The sequence below is a fragment of the Shewanella sp. genome (genome assembly GCF_013214165.1).
GTDB lineage: Bacteria > Pseudomonadota > Gammaproteobacteria > Enterobacterales > Shewanellaceae > Shewanella.
In genome coordinates this window covers 1-18,789 of the sequence record NZ_JABSSM010000006.1, presented here as the reverse complement: position 1 = coordinate 18,789, position 18,789 = coordinate 1, and the positions used below count along the sequence as shown (strand labels likewise).

The window sequence follows — 18,789 nt, the reverse complement described above, 5'->3', positions numbered from 1 at the left end:
AGTAGCTTCCACGCTCTGAGAACAATTAATATCGCGGCATAGACACCAATACAGATGTGGAGAGCATAGCCCAATCCGAGATAATGTAATCACTCCACAATAAGATAAAAAGCTGCTATAAAATAGCTATAACAGCCAGATTGAGCAATAACATGAAAACGGAATTCAGTCTAAAATATGGCCTGCTAGGCTACATTTCCTGCTTATACACTTTAATAAGCCCGAACACCTTGGCAGAAGAGTTGGACCTGGAGCAGCTGGCTAGGCCTCTTTACCAGCTAGAGCAGAGGATCGACTACCAGACACTAGACAATGGGCTGCAGATCAGATCACTCCCCATGGATAACACCTTGAGTGTGTCTATTGCCAGCCAGTTCAGTGTCGGCTCCAGAGATGAAGCGCCGGGACAAACCGGTTATGCGCATCTTTTTGAACACATGTTATTTAAGGGCAGTAAAAATGCCCCCGGCGACAGCTACGCCCAGACGATGAGCTCACTCAGTGGGCAATTCAATGCCTCCACCTTCTTCGATTTCACCAACTACTATCTGACTATTCCATCTGCGGCACTCGAGCTCGCCCTATGGCTAGAAGCCGACCGCTTCATTCGCCCGGCCCTAACTCAAGAGACAGTCACCAATCAGCAGGCAACCGTGTTAGAGGAGATGGCTAGCAGCATAGATAATCAGCCCTATGTACGCCAAGCGATGGAGTTTCTCTTAGAGCAAGTAGCAGGCACGCCCTATCAACACGCGGTCATAGGCTCTAAGCAAGATATAACCCAATCGACGCCAACCAGCCTGAACCAGTTCCATCAACACCATTATCGCCCCGACGCGATGCAGCTCAGCATAGTCGGTGACCTTCCGCCGCAGACCACAGAGTGGATTCAATCACTGTTCGGTGACTGGGCTAAACCTTCCACACCCATTAACACTCATCGAGAGTACATTTTTGCCAACAAACCTGTGCGCGCCGAGATAGTCGATAGCCGGGGGCCCTGGCCCGCATTACTGCTTGCCTGGCATACGGTAGGACAAGCTCATCGCGACGCTGCCGCCGTCACTTTACTCGAAGGCTACCTGTTTCAAAATCGAAGTAGCATCATCAAGCAGTCAGGCTTAAGGGAGCCGCAGCAGCTAGTCACCTACTCGATCCCCTTGTCCATGGAGCATATGGGAGTCACCAACCTAGTCATGGTGCCGAGGGCCAAGACCTCCCTAGACAAGCTGGCAGAGAATATTGAGCAGATGATAACTCAGCTAAACAACCAAGGAATAAGCGAGAGTGATTTGACCCAATTGAAGGCCCAATGGCTCAACCTGAAACTCAGAGAAGTCGATAGCCCTTCTGCATTAGCCAGAGCCCTATCGGCAACATTACCTCAAGATCGCCTTGCTCCTCTAACTGGCCCCTGGGAACGCATAAATGCGGTGACAACAGCCGATATGCAGAGGGTAACCGATCGCTATTTTTCTCACGGCTATGTCAGGCTAGACCTGCTACCGCCTTGGTATATCAGATGGGGGAAAACCTTACTGGAATGGCTTCCCGCTGGGCTAACCGACAGCTTAGAGGATAGCGTCTTATGATCGGCTTTAATAAACATAGCATTCACTCGCCAAGATACCTGCTTAGCCTCTTGCTGTTACTGCCGCTTCTGGGCTGCCAACAGACCAAGTTAGTGTTCACCGACGAGCAAGCACCTATCACGCCGACCTTTAATCGGCTCGAAGGAGCGCCGACATTGCTAAGCCATGAGGTTGAAAATCTACCAGCTCATATCCCAGGGCGGCGACATAGAGTCCAGCCTGAATTACACCTAGGTACCGAGCCATGGGCACCGCAAATTCATCCACTGACGGCTGATTTTACCCTGCACCTCTTCCCGCCTAGCCCATCGGAGCTTAATTATGTCGAGCTGGTACTGATTAATTCAGACCAGCCATTCAATAACATAGACATTCTCAATGCCGCACTCAATGAACGCGCCACCTGGTTAGCGACTCAGCATCCAATCTCATGTATCGAGAGCCTGCGAATAAGAGCGGCAATGCACAGCATTAGCATAAAAATGGCCTGCCCTGCGGAGGAGATAGCGCAATCATTGAGCATACTCGCAGCGAGTTGGCAGGATTCGGCATTTGATAAAATTGATATTGATAATGTTCGTAGAAAGCTAAAGCTTAATAAACATATCAATGCCTATAGCGGTGCGGAAATTGATAAAGTATGGGCCGATATCATATTGGGAGATAAGCATGCTTATAATCAGGCACTCAACAACTTAGTACTGCAAGATGAGCTCAGCCTTAGCAAGCTAGCTGAGCTACAGCAAGAGATGCGAGCCGGCGCTAACTGGCATCTATTTATGTCGTTGCCCGCGACTCATCGAATCTCAAATCTTGCCCAAGCCAATATTCTTACTCAGGAAAACTTAATCGAAGAGGCTGAGCGGCTTGCTAAACGCTTAACCCGATCTTCTGCTGTCACAGCTAAAGAGGGGCGTGAAGGAACAGAGGAAGCTGCGGCTTTAGTCAAAGTAGCGCAAGAGACAGATACAGCTGCAGAGTCTTTTATCAACACAGACAAGATAATCTACTTGATAGATGCGCCTGGTGCCGTGCAGACGCAGGTGAGAGTGGGATATAGACTGCCACTTTCAGTTTCCAGTTCAGCTACAGGTGTTGATGCTATGAAGAGTGAATTCTCGCCTAGCCATCCCCTAAGTTGCCAGTTACTTGCCGATTGGTTGGGTCGCAGTTTTTCCGGTCGCCTCTACTACGACTTAAGAGAAAAACGCGGGCTCACCTATGGCATCTATGGCCGCTGTTTCGATAACCCTCAGTCGCGTACACTCAAATATTATGCCAGCACACAAGTGCAACACACGGGGGCGTTTGTAGCTGGTATCTTAGCTCACCTGCAACTCACAACCGAACAAGAAGTTGCCAGCGCCGAGCTATTGGCGTTGAAGACCTATGAGGAGAGTAAGTACACGCTAACCATACAGTCCCAGTACTCGCGTAAGATAGAGTACATTAAACAACTGACACTCAAACGCAGCAGCGAAGACCTAGCTGATATTCAAATTCAGATAAAAGAATTGACCGGCAAACAGCTAATGCAGATGTCTCAGTCTATTTTCGACTCGCCTCCCTACATTCTACTCAGAGGCGATGCCGATAGAATTAGTCAAGATCTGACAAATAAACTGCCAGGCTGGCAGATTAACAAGGTTGAACCTTAAGCCAGTTTAGAACTATCGGACTCGTCGCTAAAATGTATCACTTGTCCCTGCTTTAAAACGGCACAACTGATATACTTGCGGCCATTCCTAATCGATATATCCAGTCAATATGAGCCTCTCTCCTCTCGTTAAATACCGGCAGAAACTCACTCAGCTAGATTTTAGCTTCGACCCCAAGCAAGAGCAGGCAGTGGCTTTACTCGATACTCTGTTCGAGCAGCTCACCTCACCTCAAGGCATAAATCCATCTGACTCAATTAAAGGAGTCTATCTCTGGGGGGATGTGGGCCGGGGTAAGACCATGTTGATGGATCTTTTCTGCGATGCACTGGACGATAAACTGACGCTGAGGCTGCACTTTCATCGGTTTATGGCGCGGATCCATAAAGACATGTTGGCCGAGTCCGGTAGAAGAGATCCCTTAGTGCGCATCGCTAAACGCATTGCCAAAGAGTGCAAGGTCATCTGCTTCGATGAGTTTTTCGTCTCCGACATAGGTGACGCCATGATCCTCGGCACCTTGTTCGAGGCGCTATACAAGGAGGGGGTGATATTAGTCGCCACCTCCAACATACCTATCCCACGTCTGTATGAATCCGGGCTGCAAAGAGACCGTTTCCTACCGACAATTGCCTTGCTGCAGAGCCAATGCAGCGAGTTTCACTTAGATGGCGAGGAAGATCATCGACTGCGCTCCCTGGAGTTTAAACAGATCTACTTCTTGGGTCAGCAGGCCAAATTTAGTGAGTTATTTGATTCGAAAGCTGACCAGAACGCCTATCGCAATGAATCGATACAGGTCTTAGGCCGCAGTATTCCAGTCATCAGGGTCAGTGATAATCAAGCCTGGTTTAGTTTCGATGCCCTATGTGATGGCCCCAGATCTCAGCTGGACTATATCGAGCTGGCCAGTCGCTTCGATACCTTGTTTGTCAGTGACATTCCCGTACTCGGCGGTCGCCCTAAGTCCTGGATCCGCGCCAGAGGCACCGAAGATGGCGCTATCGCCACCGAAACCGGTGAACGCCAACTCTCTTATGCTGTGGGTGATGACCCTGCCAGACGCTTTATTGCCCTGATAGACGAGCTTTATGATCAGCGAGTCAAGCTCTATCTGTCCGCCGAAGTCCCCCTGGAAGAACTCTACCGCGAAGGCGCATTGAGCTTCGAGTTCAGACGAACGTTTAGCCGCTTACAGGAGATGCAGTCCACAGAATATGCCACTAGCTCCAAACGACTAGTGGCTTGAATCTCTAAACCAATGAAGCAGTCTATTACCCCCTAAAAAACAAAGTAAAGCTGTAGGTTTTACGCTATTTTGTCCTTCCGAGCTCCCGAGTTCAAGATAGTGGACTAGTATTGATAGGTTAGATTTTATCCAAGCGGGCACGATGATTCAATTTTCCAGTATCCGACACCAGCCCTTACTCTTCGCTACCGAGAGTATCGGCTCGATATTAGTGCTCGGCAATATCTCAGAGCAAGCCAACTCATTAGCACTCAATGCGGCCATCGAAGCCGCCAGAGCCGACGAATAAGACCGGGGATTGTCCGTGGTCGCAGACGAAGTCAACAAAAAAACTATTTCAGCATAATTGTTGCTTTTTTATCGAATCGAACAAGACTTAAGAAGAGGATTAGATAAGCACAGGAGTTAGCAATGAATAGCAGGGGGTTGATATTATTATTCACTTTAATCATAACCTTAAGCGCATGTGAACCAGACCCTCTGGTCAAACGTCAGGTCATATCCGTTGCACCTATGGATCAAGAAAACCTGTTGTTACAGATAGACAAGCATATCAGCCTCACCCCAAGACCCAGTGAAACCTTCCCTTTCCCGATCAAACTCGGCGAAGTTGGCCCAGCCGACAGCCTCTACTCGGGTATGCGCCAATACCCATTCTACTGCATGACTGTCGATGCCGGTTTAGGTCAGCCTCTGGTCGATAATCAAGCGGGTTATGGCGTCACGGTTTACGATGACAACGACGCGATAATGGGCTACAGCAAAGACTGCATGGTCACCTCAAGAATAGACTATTTTTATACCTTAACAGGCACAGATAAAATACGAAGCTACGATCTCGATAAGCCACCAGCAAGAGCAGATATTGCGACAATTGAGATCCAAGGTAAGCCGGTCGCGGAGATTTTCCGCTTAGAGAGAGGTAGCATCAACCGCTATATCTATTTTATTGCCATGCTAGTGTCCGAGACCAGCTTAGGGGTCAGAGACACCAAGCAATATTGGAATAATAAGCTCATCTATCAGTTCAAAGGCGGCGCCAGCATAGGGTTTCGACAGGGACAAATGGGGGCCGAACGCCTGATCAATAGACGCCTCACCTTACTCAGACAAGGCTACGCCGTCATCGCCTCCAGTGGTAACAATACCAGCTACAGCTATAACATGTTGCTCGCCGAAGATACCGCCAGAAGAGTCAAGGCACAGTTCATCTCTCTCTATGGTGACCCCCTCTATACCTTAGGCATTGGCGGCTCAGGTGGTGGACTCGCCCAGTACCTTATCGCCCAAAACAGCACTGGGGTTTTAGATGGGATAATGCCAATCTACAGCTATCCGGATATGGTGTCACAATCGATATTCCTGCTCGATTGCGACCTGCTCCAGCACTACTTTAACGTCACAGACAACGGCAATAGTAAGTGGAAAGACTGGGAGCAGAGAGAGAATATTGAGGGCATGAATGGCATCAATGGTTTTACACATCCCTATACCTTCTTAGTCCCCCTCAATCAATTATTTGCCGGTGCTTGGCCCTCCATGCCCAATGGCAGCAGCGAATGTGTATATTCTTGGTTTATCGCCGCGACCTTCTTCTACAATCCCAAACAAGGTTTCGTCAAACCTTACTTCTCCGATAAGGTGAAAGAAGAGGTTAACTGGACATATTGGCAAGATTTAGCCCAGATTTATGGCACTGATAGTCATGGGTTTGCACGCACCACCTGGGGCAATGAGGGCGTTCAGTATGGCCTGAGAGCCATGCAAAGGGGAGACATCAACATCGAAGAGTTTATTCACCTCAATCGGTATATCGGTTCCTGGGTACCACAAGATAAAATGCGTAAAGAAACGGCATTCACACCTTTTGGCATGAGGTTCCCCATCTGGCTCAGCCTGTGGAGCCGCAATAATATCACCGAGGCAACACCCCATTTTGCCAAACGAAAACCAGCCGATCCCCAGGCGATCGTCAACGGCTATAAATACGGGCAGATATTCATCGGCAAGGCCGAGTTACCTATCCTGGAGATCCGTCACTATCTGGAAGACGATCTCAACATGCACCACACCTTAGCGTCCTTCGAGACCCGGCTAAGGATCCAGCAATATCAGGGACACAATGATAATCAGGTGGTATGGATTTCCCATAAAGATCATACTCCCATCGATAAGGGCATAGCGTTTCTTGACCGATGGCTGATGGCCTTAAGCGCCTCGGAAAATAAAGACCTTGCCAGCAGCAAGCCCGCTGACTTAGTCGATGCCTGCATAGATCATCTAGGTAAGGTGCAATTTGAGGGGGCGGATGTGTGGGATGGCGAATGGAATAATCAACCATTCGGGAAATGCAGTAAAATATATCCCATATACAGCAACATTCGCGTACAAGCAGGTGGCCCCTGGGCCGGCAGCATCTTCAAGTGTGGTCGTATCCCGGTTAGTGATGCCATAGCGCGAGGCATATACGGCAATGTTTCCATTGAGGCTTATCAGGAGCACTTGGAAAATATATTCCCCGATGGAGTATGTGACTATGGTCAGGGAGATATTGGCAAACCGGACTTAGGCTTAACGCCGACACAAGAGGCCAGTAAAAACCAAAATCCCAATCAGTCAGCCCAACTGGGTAGTAGACTAAAAGTAGAACGATAAATATGCTGCGGCTTAGCCGTACTCCCAACACCCAGCCAAAACTGGGTGTTGGACACCAAAAAGGCCTCAGTAACCCTACTCCTGATGGGGGGTGAAATGAGTAGTTAAATACTGTCTACCATAGAGTATGGCTAGGCCTATCAAGGGCATTAACATGGTGAAGAGCCCACCAATAAACATAAAATCGAGTAAGATTAACGCCGACAAGAATATCATCTTCTCATCAAACTCTTGCTTCTGATTATCCCCGCAAAGTGTCAATGCAATAATGGCAATCCCTAGGATGAAGATAACCGTATTGAGCACACTGGACAGTCTCCGCTTCTCAAGTTCGACCTTGTAATTAGGGTCCTGGTGTCGTTTCCGCAAGGCTTCGAGCTTAGCCGTAACACGCGCTCGAGTATTCACGTTAGCACTGGCATTAATCACCTTGGTAAAAGCCACCTCGGTATTAGCTAGGTTAGCTTGAACACTCCGACCTATATTATTTGTGCCAACCTCGGCCATAGCTAGGTTGCTGATACTGGAAAATTCATTGTAACTGCCAATAGTCATTGCACTTTTAATTTCAGAATTAAGCGCTTGTAGCCTTGCTGGCTGAACCTTAGCCACAGCACGGACATCAGACAATGATACTCTGTGATCGACCACGGCTCTGCCATAGGCCTGCTGGGTACCGTAAACATGGGCCTCATCAGACAGGGACACATCTGCGAGTTTTCCGGTGTAGAGGATCACGGCTAGGTAGCAGAAGACAATGGCTGAACCTAACAGTAGGTTTCTTCTTATAAAGTACATACCACCTCCATAGATTTCGCTAATGAATCTCGAGTAAAAACAGCTAATCGCAGCCGCCGTTAGCCATAGTATAGTCAAAGAAAACAGAAGCAAACAGACTGGCAACCACTCAGCAACATCTTGATATCTTAACCTTAGGAAGACAATCTATTATGCCTGTGGGTAACAATTTGATGCATTGGTTGCTTAATGCATTGATGTATTAATCATCAATAGGTGAAGCTCAGCTAGCCCTATACTGGATATCCAGGCAACACTGACCTCAAGTTTAAAACCGTGGCAGCAAACAAAATAAATAACATAGCGCTTAAGACCAGCAAGGAGGAGGAATACATAGATAAGGCTCGCTTGGCAGCCATCCAGGACGCTCAGCGCAAAGCCAATAAACTCGCCGTGGGCTTCGGTGAAGAGATCCTGGGACTCTGGGAGATCCGTTACTTAGATCAACGCCCGGTTCAGCCTGTGATGATGCGCATGAACGCCGATCCTAGCTATGACGTAGCCGAAAGCTATCAACAAGGCCAAGTCACCATTCGAGACAAGTCGAAGTGATCTATAGATTGAAATAACCCAAGGCCATGAATTCAAAAATAACTAAGTTAAATGACGAATAACCGATACCAGCAAAGCATATGCTAGTATCGGTTATCGCTTAATTAATTCGAGCCAGATTGATCTTGTCCCATATCGACTCAAATAAGCTCGCCTCTAGCATCATTAGCGTTTCGCTGATGGCATTCGGTCTTATTCTTACTGGCTGCGGTCAACCCATGGCTACACCAGAATCAAAGCCAAGCGCTATCCATAGATATGTCGCAGACAATCTCATCGATGCCGACCTGTCCAGCGATACCAAGCTTGCAGTCACCTTGAGCCGCACCCGTGAGTTATCGGTGTGGCATAATGCCTCGAAATCTCTGTTACATCATTGGCTGGCAGATGACTTCGATGAGCCTATTTACCGAGTATCACTCTCAGGAAATAATCAGTATCTGGCGACGGTGGGAAAGCATCAAGTATCGATATTTGATCTCAATAGCGGCAAACTCGACGTCTCCTGGCTTGCACAGGGCTTTGACAGTGATGCCAGTATCTCCAGTGTGCATCTGAGCCAGAGCGGAAAACGTGTGTTGCTCGGCATGAACGAAGGCTCGGTGATCACAGTCGATCTCCAAAATAAGCAATTGTCTATGTTTCAGCTCCATGATGGGCCCGTCAGTCATGTTGAATTTATCGCTTATGACACACGAATATTGTCGGCAGCCCATGATGGACACGCGCTTCTTTGGGCCAGTAGCGATGGACGAGTCATCGAGGACTTTAGCCTGGCACAGCGGATCACCAGCATCAGTTTCGATGCAGCCCAAGGTAGAATATTTATCGCCGATGCCTTAGATAATCACCTCATAGCCGACTCTCATACTGGTGAGAGTATCGGCCAGTTAGCCTTCCTAGAGCGCTATCGCTATTTCAGACAAGCGTTATTTGTCGACCGGGGCAAGACGCTCATCACAGCCAGCTCAAAACAGAAGGTGATGAGCTGGGATCTGAGTTCAGGCAAGGAAAAGCAGCACTGGAATATCACCGCTTTTACCGCCGGGACCACAGTGCTCGATATGGCCGTCACCCCCAGCGGCCAGCTCATGACCCTAAGCTCGGATGGGGCACTGGAAATGTGGAAACTGTGATAGTGATAGTGATAGTAATAAAATCACCATGAGTTAAAACAGATTTAATCCGAAAGCCTGCTTCACGGACGTTAACACGCGAGTAGACTCTTCCTTAGCCTGCTCGCTTCCTCGCTTCAATATGTCAATCAGCTGCGCCTTATCATCGATAAACCTAGCTCTGCGTTCACGAATAGGTTTCAAGGTTTCCTGCAGACACTCCTCCAAAATTTTCTTGGTGGTGCCATCCCCTAGACCACCACAGCGGTATTGCTCCTTAAGCCCAAGGACATAATCCGTATCCGGATGAAACGCGTCCAAAAACGTAAACACCACGTTGCCCTCTACCTTACCGGGATCTTGCACTCGCAGATGATCGGGATCGGTATACATGGACTTAACCGCCTTAGTTATTTCCCGCTCACTCGCACTGAGCATAATGGTGTTACCCATGGATTTAGACATCTTGCTGCGACCATCGCAACTGGGCAAGCGTGATACCTTACTCAGCAGAGGCTTACACTCGGTCAAGATATCGCTGCCTGCGATATGATTCAGCCTCCTGACTATCTCATTAGTCTGCTCCAACATAGGTAATTGATCTTCCCCAACGGGCACCAGAGTGGCATTGAAGGCAGTGATATCAGCCGCCTGACTGATGGGATAGGTTAAGAAACCTGCCGGTATACTGCGCCCGAATGACTTAGATTGGATCTCGTGTTTCACCGTAGGGTTGCGCTCTAACCTGGCGATAGACACCAGATTAGCATAATACATGGTAAGTTCGGCCAGAGCCGGGATGGCGGACTGCAGACAGATCCTGGTCTTTAGGGGATCGATACCCACCGCGAGGTAATCGGCCACCACATTAAGAATATTAGCTGCGACCTTCTGCGGCTGGTGACCGTTATCGGTCAGGCCCTGCATATCTGCCACTAAAATGGTCTGCTGATACACGTCTTGTAGACTGACTCTCTGTTGCAAGGAGCCTACATAATGGCCTAGGTGCAACTGACCCGTGGCGCGATCCCCCGTGAGGACTATCTCTTTATTCGTGCTTAAATCAACTTCGACCCGACGCGATTGGTGTTTATCCAACAAGGTCGCTTCAACCGAATCGACGCGTTTAGCATTAGACTTATACTTAGACTTAAAATTTGATTTTACTTGCATAATTGACTCCTGATTAATACCACCGGAGACACTATGATTGAGATCCATTAGCTACCATCCGGCGGCTTATGAACATGATGAGATGTGCCGCTCTAAAGAAGAGAGCGCCACCAAGATAACTGAGGGTTGTAACTAAGGGATAGGGTTTTCATTACCGCAGGTTATCAAGCCCATTCAACGGGGACAAGCTAAACAGAGATTAAAAATGATTTACTTATCTATTAACTGGCCCTTTGCAGAACTTGCTGCGTTATTCGACGCAAACTTATCCGCTGATGGCTCGATGGCCAGCCTTAAAAGCGACATATAAAGCAGCACGATAAACACCCCATAGCCGCCAGAGAACCATGTCTCTGGCGGCTATGTTGTGCTTGGCTCAAATGACTCGAGCTAAGCCTTAGCCTTCTTGTTCAAATAAGGCATCACAAGTAGCACCACGCCGACAATGAGGAAAGGTATGCTCAACCATTGGCCCGCACTCAAGGTCATCTCATCGGCGTAGGCCGCCTGCTTGACCTTGACGAATTCGATAGCAAAGCGTGAGCTAAACACCAATACCAGGAATAGGCCGAAGATAGCGCCTTCTTTCTGCTTCATCTGGGTGTATTTGTAAATAGCCCAAAGACCGATAAAAATGGCCAGATAAGCAAACGCTTCATATAACTGAGCCGGATGACGTGGCAAGGTATCGACACGCTCGAAGATGATAGCCCAAGGTACATTGCTCGGCAGACCTAATATCTCTGAGTTCATGAAATTGGCCATACGCACGAAGAAACCAAAGATGGCCGTGGCTATGGCCAATCTATCCAGCAGGAACAGGAAGGGCATATCCATCTTGCGGCGATAATAATAGAGTGCCAGAATCGCGCCTAAACCACCGCCGTGGCTGGCGAGACCGCCTTCCCAGATGGCTAAAATCTTCAGTGGGTTACTGAAATAATAGGCCGGATCGTAGAAAAGGCAATGAGCCAGGCGAGCACCGACGATAATACCGATAACACAATACATCAGCAGATTATCTAACGATTCGACTGGCAGCTTCTCCTTGATATAGATGTGCTTCATCACCTGAAAACCACAGGCAATAGCCGTCGCGAACAGGGCACCATACCAATGCACTTTTAGCCCCATGAAGGAGATCAATACCGGGTCTATGTTCCAAACAAAATGTTCCAAAATTTAGCCTTCCAGTTTCTTTCAAAAAATAGAGATATTTAGGTTGTTTGAGGCTGTTTTACGCTGAACTTAGTGACTTAGCAAGTTTTCTTAAGATATCCCCAGGGCAATTTGAATCAGATTAGAGCCTATTTTCTCTCGTTAGTTGGCCTGCTTATCTAATAACCTAGCGGGATAAATGATCACGAAGGCGCAGATAATCAGAGTGATAACGGCAATATCTATCACCAGAGTATAATTGTCTTCCCCAAGCAAGAAGGCAGCGACCATAGGTCCAGTCGCTAGGCCCATCTTAGAGGCAAAACCTCCCAGTGCTGCCATCTGACCCGCGCTATCTAGCTCAGAGCAGATCCCGAACAAATAAGGTAAAACAAACGCCCAAGTAATACCGATAACGACATTCGCAATCAAATAGATATTGGCATCACCGCTGTAATGGAGCGCCCAGGTACAGAGTGCGGTAGCAAAAATAGCAGCAACTAGGGGCAAGGTTCGACCAAATTTAGTGCCTAAGACGATCACCAAGAAGGCACCGATGAGCGCAATCCAACTGGCCATAGCCAGAGCCGGACTCATAAACTCGAGTGTCAGGCCCTCTACTCGACCCAAGCCTATGATGTATGCGAATAGTCCCATGTTTGCGGCTTGAAACAGAAAGATACCGAAGACGTTGAGTGACAAGGGTTTCCAATCGATATTCGACCTAACCAGATGCTGGGTGTCATCTTGCTTGATAGCGTATGCGGGAAGAAATGGCATCATCAATAAGGTAACCAAAGTGAATGTCATTAAGGCAATGAACAAGGCAGCTGTACCATATTCGGGAACCAAGCCAGGTAAGTACATGAGTCCAAGTCCGCCTAGGCCCCATTGAATAAACAACAAGTAACCGAACGTCTTATCCGCCTCCTTAGTCCTAGAGATCACGCCAAAGCCTATGCCCACGAGCAAACCTCCCACTAAACCATGGATGGCGCGAACGGCGATCATCCCAGCTGGATATTGAATATAGATACACAGAAAATCAATGACCAACAGGGCTAGGAGTAACGCATAGGCCCAGCGCTTCCAACAGATTTTTTTTATCAAGAACACGGCAGTCAAGGCACCAATGGCAGCGCCATAAAGGTTAGCCGAGCTGACAAAACCCGCTTGCTGATTAGTAAACTCTAAGCCATCTTTGAGCCCATTGATCACGGCTGGCATGATATTGATATAGAAGATCCCAGCAGTGGTCAGAAAGGCCAGAATAATCCGAGCTATGATGCCATTGGGATCAATCCCCCCCCCAATGGGTCCCCCCATGCCATGAACTACTTCTTCATTAATCGTTTGCTCACTCATGCTATTCTTCCTATCTGTTATTGTTTTTTATTGTTTTCATCTAGGTTTATTGTCTGGGATAGCTAGCGACAATCGATTCCCGCAGCCTCGAGTTGCTCCCTCAGTGATGCCAACTCAGTTGCAAAACTGCGCCAGCGCCCCTTCGAAGTCTTATACAAGCCTTGACGCACCTGACTCGCACTCGCTGTTGTTGACGCCTGGCGATTATGTTGAAAGTCTACACACGCCTCTTGCCACTCCAGACCACAGTAATCAATTAACCCTCTCGCTTGGCCGGGAAGATCTGCAAGCACATCTTCATAGCTGACGGCATGCATCACGCCCGGTAATAACTCTTGCCAGTGGCACATTAGCCTCTGGTGGGCGATGTAATACTGCCCTAGCTCGTTCAAGTCATAGGAGAAGGGATAACCACTGGTAAACAGCTGCTTATAGATGGCGTAACAGGTATCCATGGGATGGCGCTTCACATGAATGATCTTGGCATCAGGCAAGGCCAGGTGAATTAAACCCACATAGAGAGAGTTAAGCGGCAATTTATCGATAAAACGCTTTCCCCCCCCATTTAATTCGATGATGGGACGAACGCTGTCAATATAGGCCTGACCCAGGGCGGTAAAATCGATAGCCTTACTCAGCGCCACCAGCTCACTACGGGACCTTGGGGCTTGCTCGGTGAGTTTTTTACACTCAGTCATCATGGCCAAGGCAAAGTTATTGAGCTCACCCGCATTATTAACTTGGCTGTGACTGCTGACGATTCGCTCGACTAAGGTAGAACCGGTTCTAGGCAAGCCTAGAATAAATATTGGCGCGTCATCGCTATAACCTGAGTCGGTCTGATTGGGCTGATGTTGTTGACGCATTAGTTCTGAGTCGAAGTGAGTGATAATCGACTCTAAGGTATCGAGATCACCACTCAGCGAATATTTCATATTTTGACGCCGAGTTCGGGCACCAGATGTTAACGCGGAAAAACTCTCTGAAAAATGACCAAGATCTTCATGTTCCTTAGCCAAGGCATAATGGATCTGAGCCAGACCAATCGGAGAATTATTCTTGTCTCTACTCTTCTGAGACAGCTGTAAAATATGATTATGCGCCAAGGTTTGTTTTCTCAGGCTAGCGCGTTGCAGGTATGCCTCACAATCGTTGGGATTGAGCTCAATAGCCTTATCGAAGCTGAGTTCCGCTGCATCTAACCGACCTAGATAACGCAGGATAGATGCCAGATTAAAATGCAACTGACCTTTCTCAGTCGAATTTTTATCGGGGGTTAATGCGATGGCTTGATGGTATTTAGCCGCCGATAACTCATGGTTCCCGAGTTTATTGAGTAACAAGGCAAGGTCGGCATAATCTTGGTAGCGAGTAAATTTCTGCGCAGATAATACAGTAACCGCCTCACTGGCTTGGTGTCTATCCCCCTTCATTAACAGTAGATGTACTCGATGTAACTGCCATTGAGCCTTCGTCGGTTCGAGTTCAATCGCCCTGTCTATTGCAGCGAGTCCAGCAATAGGATCTTTCAACCTAAACGCTAAGTTACTGGTTGCGAACCAGCTATTAGCACTCTGGGTAAATCGTCGATTAGCTTGCTGACACAGCGTGATGGCCCTAGGGATATCTTGGCTCTCGATAGCACTCCATACGGCAGTTAACAGACTAGATTCGCTCAAGTTAGCCGCTGAAATACTCTGTGAACATGAATCGTTAGTTAATGACATAAACTCCTGTTATTATTTGATTATTATTTGATTATTATTTCAGAATCATACTTAACCCACATTAAATACCAGCTAAAAAGCGTAGAGTCATGCACTCCCGAGCATGACTCTGCTAAAGACTAACGATTAAAAACGATACCTTGCCGATAGGCCTATGGTTCTTGGCTGGCTAATATAATCCTTAGAGGAATTACCATAGAAGTTTTGACTCGGTTCAGTTCCCATATGCCCCTCGGTGATCTTGCCAGTCACGCCATCTTCATTGAAGATGTTCTTCACATATAGGTTGAGATCCCAATCATCACTGCTTAATCGAGTATTGAAGTTCCACAGGGAGAAGGCCGCGATATCCGCCTGATAAATATCACTCTCTCCTAAGTAGTTGAGTGAATCAGACTGATAGTAACTGTTGATCTGCGTGCTCCAGTCCATGCCGTTGCTGAGCATATAGATATAATCCAGGCCGATACTGACTGTATGCTCCGGGGTGCTGGGTAATCTATCTCCATCTTTGGCTTGCAATCGCATGGGATCCTCCGCCCCAACTGCCGACGGGGTATAGAAATCTGCGGTAAGACGCCCATCCACATAGGCATAACCTAAGTTATAGCTCAGATCGTCTGTGAGGTAGCCCTTAAGCTCGAACTCTATGCCTTGAGTACGCGCCGAATCACCATTGGTCGCGGCAAAGAAGCCCCATGTGGTGGCGGTATTAAGCTGAGGATCCTTCCAATCGATCACAAAGGCCGACAAGGTGTAATTATGAGCATGATCACCCAGATAGCCTTTCAAACCAATTTCATAATTAATGACTGTGTCAGAATCATATGCTTGCCATTCTTCGCGTTCGGCCAATGAGCCTGTCAGGGGCACTGCATTAGCACCGCCACGACGATAACCTTCAGAAACCGTACCGTAAACCATGGTGGCATCTGAGATATCATAGGAGAGGTTAAATTTAAATAGCGTGCCACTCTCTTCGGTATCAAAGCTGGGATCAGCCCCAAGAAATGGCCAGATGGGTAAAGATAGCTCAGTGTTATTAACAAATTTATTATTGAAGCCACGCAGGCCAGTGGTCACTCTCAGCTCATCACTGAAATGATAGGTGAGTTCTCCAAACAGGGCGGTATCTTTGAAGTTTTGATTGCGACGATAACGGAAGTCATTGTCTGTGTAGACCATGCCGTAATCAGCCATGGTTGGCCACCAATCGAACGCGGCTCCCGCCCACTCCTGATAACCAGGCATGTAGCTGTCTTGGGTCGAGAAGGAATCCTGATCCATATAGTAAGCGCCAACCACCCAATCGATATTGTTCACAGTCTCGTTAGAGACCAGACGCAGCTCCTGAACGATAGCCTCTTCTTCGTAGCCACGATCCGCCATCGCCATGGGTCGTGGAGAGCCATAATAGAGATCTGAGAACCAATTCTGTTTAGCGTAGAAACCAGTGTTATCCGAGATTGACTGACCGGTATGATCATATTTTGAGGTGCTCGAGGTTAGGCTGGCAAACCCTAGATCCCATTCAACTTCCAGTGTCATTAAGCTGACATCACGCTCCGATGGCTCGAGTAACACCGCACCGTTTTCATAGTCACCGTATTCCTCTTCTATACCATTAACCCAATGCGTTCCGCGTGTCACCTGTCGGCGGCCACCGATCTCATCTTTTTGGAACTGATAAGACAACAAGAACGAAAGATCATCGCTTGGTGCATACAGCAGTGATGCACGGCCATAAGTGATATCTACGCTATCTGCATCTTCAACACTTCTGAACGAGGGACCACCATGAGCCAAGTCACCGCCCTCGGCTTTGGGGGCATAATTATTGCTATCTAATTGATAAACATTGACGTAATCGACTACGCCATCCTTGTCTATCTTGCCGATATTAGCCCGAAAGGCGATATTCTCTGACAATGGAATATTGAGCAGCAGATCGCCGCTCATATTATTGCCATTCGAGCCTGCTGTCATACCAGCACTCAGGGCTATATCACCGGAGAACTCATCGAGCTGAGGCTTGTTCATGCGATACTTAATCGTACCGGCTAAGGAGCCTGAGCCATAAAGCGTGCCTTGCGGACCTCGAAGCACCTCCACCATCTCGATGTCTTTCATGATGAAGTTGGCAAAAATGGGGGTGTCATTGATATAAGAGGCTACGGTTGGCACTGCCGATAGGGCAACATCGCCATTACCACCACTGTCGACATTCACCCCACGGATAACGACACCGTTAACCGCCCCGGAATTTCGATAACCGCGGTCGACAACAGTAATACCCGCCACATTACGCAGCAATTCATTCGAGTCGACAATGTTGCCCCTCTCAAGCTCGTCACCAGAGACGGCTGAGATATTGTAAGGCACCTCTAAAATACTCTGAGCGCGGCGGTTAGCCGTCACTTCTATTCGCTCTATGGTCCCTTTAGTCGCTTGTGATTCCTCAGCGGCATGCAGTTGAAAATGAGGCATCGACATGAGTAAGACAGCACTCACAGCGCTGGCTACCAGAGTCTTTCTTGGTGAGATACCTTTAGTCGAAATAGACATAATTTTTGATTGCGTTTTCATTCATGGCTCCAGATCTTTATTGTTTTTATAGTCTTTTACAGAAATGACCCGTGATATACCGAACGCGATATAAGTAACAACATCTCATGTAGGCCAGTGTGTACGACTCTAACGGTCACTTTTCGCTTGTGTATACCGGCCCGATACGGACAGCTCCCCTAAATCACTTAACTTGCTCTTTTTACGTTCAGTTGAATGGCTATATGGAAAATCGAGATTGCAGTCTCTGATACTCTTCAGCGGCTGGCCTAAGCCGAATATGCCTCGCTCTCTCGTGCGCCTGACTAGGCTAAAATCTATCTCCACCGGAATACACTCATGGCTTACCGAGGCCTGATGCACCACTTTCCCTTCAGGCCCTGCGACGATCGATTGGCCGTTACCGTAATCTCCAGCACCATTCACCGCCAATACGTAACACTGATTCATCGCCGCCGTTGAGCGAGCCATAACGAGCTCTATCTCACGATCGATAGTCCCGGTCATTGTCGGATATATGATGGCTTCAGCTCCTTGGAAAACCAGGCTGCGTGCGACCTCGGGAAACCACAGGTCATAACAGATAGCCACTGCGATGCATCCCGCTGGAACATCGAATACCACGAAGTCATGACCTGGAGTAACGCCAGTTTCATAAGGATAAAAAGGGAATATTTTGCGATAGCGCTCAACCACTTCGCCGCGATTGTTGATCACAGATGCAGTATTGAACACTTGGTCACCGTCACGTTCAAACTGGGAGCCTGGGATCAACCAGAGATCATGCTCTCTGGCCAAGCTGCAGAAATATTGCTCAGCCTCACTGGGAAACACTTGCGCATGCTTGATAGAGGGGCCGTTAACGCATAGTTCACTGAGCACTACCATATCGACCCAAGGATAGCGCTGTTTAGTCAAGACTATCTCGGCCCCTAATGCGGCGAGATTATCACTCCCCGACAGTTCCATTTGTAAACATGCGACTGAAAACTGGCTCATGGTTTACCTCTCAAAATCACAGTAAATGCGATCGTTAATTAACTGTTACCTCAATGTAACGATATTACCTCGACATGGGTTAGTACCAGTTTTAAGTTATCTATGGGTCCAGTTTGAGGCTTGAAATGAATAAGAGAAGAAATAAAGTATCGGGAGGTGCTCTGAGGGGGGGGGGGGGGGGGG

General features: G+C 48.0%; 14 protein-coding genes. 7 read left to right on the top strand and 7 right to left on the bottom strand.

Going from position 1 to position 18,789, the window contains the following annotated elements:
* The first annotated feature begins 152 nt into the window (after positions 1-152).
* The 5 genes from HRU42_RS02975 to HRU42_RS02955 all read left to right on the top strand — a co-directional run bounded on the left by HRU42_RS02975 (position 153) and on the right by HRU42_RS02955 (position 7,154).
* Positions 153-1,592, top strand: a complete 1,440-nt coding sequence (locus HRU42_RS02975; protein WP_295028858.1) for a pitrilysin family protein — start codon at positions 153-155, stop codon at positions 1,590-1,592.
* Positions 1,589-3,250 carry an insulinase family protein gene (locus HRU42_RS02970; protein ID WP_295028857.1) on the top strand — a complete coding sequence of 554 codons (1,662 nt, stop codon included), beginning with the start codon at positions 1,589-1,591 and terminating at the stop codon, positions 3,248-3,250. Before HRU42_RS02975 ends, HRU42_RS02970 begins: the two co-directional genes overlap by 4 nt.
* Before the next feature lie 109 nt (positions 3,251-3,359).
* Positions 3,360-4,499 (top strand): cell division protein ZapE, encoded by a 1,140-nt coding sequence (gene zapE / locus HRU42_RS02965; RefSeq protein WP_295028856.1) that lies wholly within the window; start codon positions 3,360-3,362, stop codon positions 4,497-4,499.
* Between the two features lie 142 nt (positions 4,500-4,641).
* Positions 4,642-4,788: a hypothetical protein gene (locus HRU42_RS02960; RefSeq protein ID WP_295028916.1), complete on the top strand. Its 147-nt coding sequence runs from the start codon at positions 4,642-4,644 to the stop codon at positions 4,786-4,788.
* 122 nt (positions 4,789-4,910) lie between these two features.
* Positions 4,911-7,154 (top strand): DUF6351 family protein, encoded by a 2,244-nt coding sequence (locus HRU42_RS02955; RefSeq protein WP_295028855.1) that lies wholly within the window; start codon positions 4,911-4,913, stop codon positions 7,152-7,154.
* A 75-nt stretch (positions 7,155-7,229) separates the two neighbouring features.
* On the opposite strand, the gene HRU42_RS02950 is transcribed toward HRU42_RS02955, so the two are convergent.
* Positions 7,230-7,952 carry a hypothetical protein gene (locus HRU42_RS02950; RefSeq protein WP_295028854.1) on the bottom strand — a complete coding sequence of 241 codons (723 nt, stop codon included), beginning with the start codon at positions 7,950-7,952 and terminating at the stop codon, positions 7,230-7,232.
* A gap of 276 nt (positions 7,953-8,228) precedes the next feature.
* On the opposite strand from HRU42_RS02950, the gene HRU42_RS02945 reads away from it, so the two are divergent.
* Both HRU42_RS02945 and HRU42_RS02940 read left to right on the top strand, forming a co-directional pair.
* The gene (locus HRU42_RS02945; protein WP_367227135.1) at positions 8,229-8,504 is read left to right on the top strand and encodes an SIMPL domain-containing protein; all 276 of its coding nucleotides are present in this window, start codon (positions 8,229-8,231) and stop codon (positions 8,502-8,504) included.
* A gap of 218 nt (positions 8,505-8,722) precedes the next feature.
* Entirely contained in the window at positions 8,723-9,640 is a 918-nt protein-coding gene (locus tag HRU42_RS02940) for a WD40 repeat domain-containing protein (protein ID WP_295028853.1), read from the top strand.
* Between the two features lie 33 nt (positions 9,641-9,673).
* Here the strand turns inward: HRU42_RS02940 and trpS are convergent, their stop codons facing one another.
* The 6 genes from trpS to HRU42_RS02910 all read right to left on the bottom strand — a co-directional run bounded on the left by trpS (position 9,674) and on the right by HRU42_RS02910 (position 18,606).
* Positions 9,674-10,792, bottom strand: coding sequence for a tryptophan--tRNA ligase (gene trpS / locus HRU42_RS02935; protein ID WP_295028852.1), 1,119 nt, complete (start codon positions 10,790-10,792; stop codon positions 9,674-9,676).
* 390 nt (positions 10,793-11,182) lie between these two features.
* Positions 11,183-11,971, bottom strand: a complete 789-nt coding sequence (gene lgt / locus HRU42_RS02930) for a prolipoprotein diacylglyceryl transferase (protein ID WP_295028851.1) — start codon at positions 11,969-11,971, stop codon at positions 11,183-11,185.
* Between the two features lie 141 nt (positions 11,972-12,112).
* Positions 12,113-13,315 carry an MFS transporter gene (locus tag HRU42_RS02925; RefSeq protein ID WP_295028850.1) on the bottom strand — a complete coding sequence of 401 codons (1,203 nt, stop codon included), beginning with the start codon at positions 13,313-13,315 and terminating at the stop codon, positions 12,113-12,115.
* A gap of 62 nt (positions 13,316-13,377) precedes the next feature.
* A complete protein-coding gene (locus HRU42_RS02920) occupies positions 13,378-15,042 on the bottom strand; it encodes a sulfotransferase (RefSeq protein WP_295028849.1) in 1,665 nt (554 codons plus the stop codon).
* A gap of 126 nt (positions 15,043-15,168) precedes the next feature.
* Positions 15,169-17,628, bottom strand: a complete 2,460-nt coding sequence (locus HRU42_RS02915) for a TonB-dependent receptor (protein WP_295028848.1) — start codon at positions 17,626-17,628, stop codon at positions 15,169-15,171.
* A 108-nt stretch (positions 17,629-17,736) separates the two neighbouring features.
* A complete protein-coding gene (locus tag HRU42_RS02910; protein WP_295028847.1) occupies positions 17,737-18,606 on the bottom strand; it encodes a carbon-nitrogen hydrolase family protein in 870 nt (289 codons plus the stop codon).
* Between the last annotated feature and the right edge of the window lie 183 nt (positions 18,607-18,789).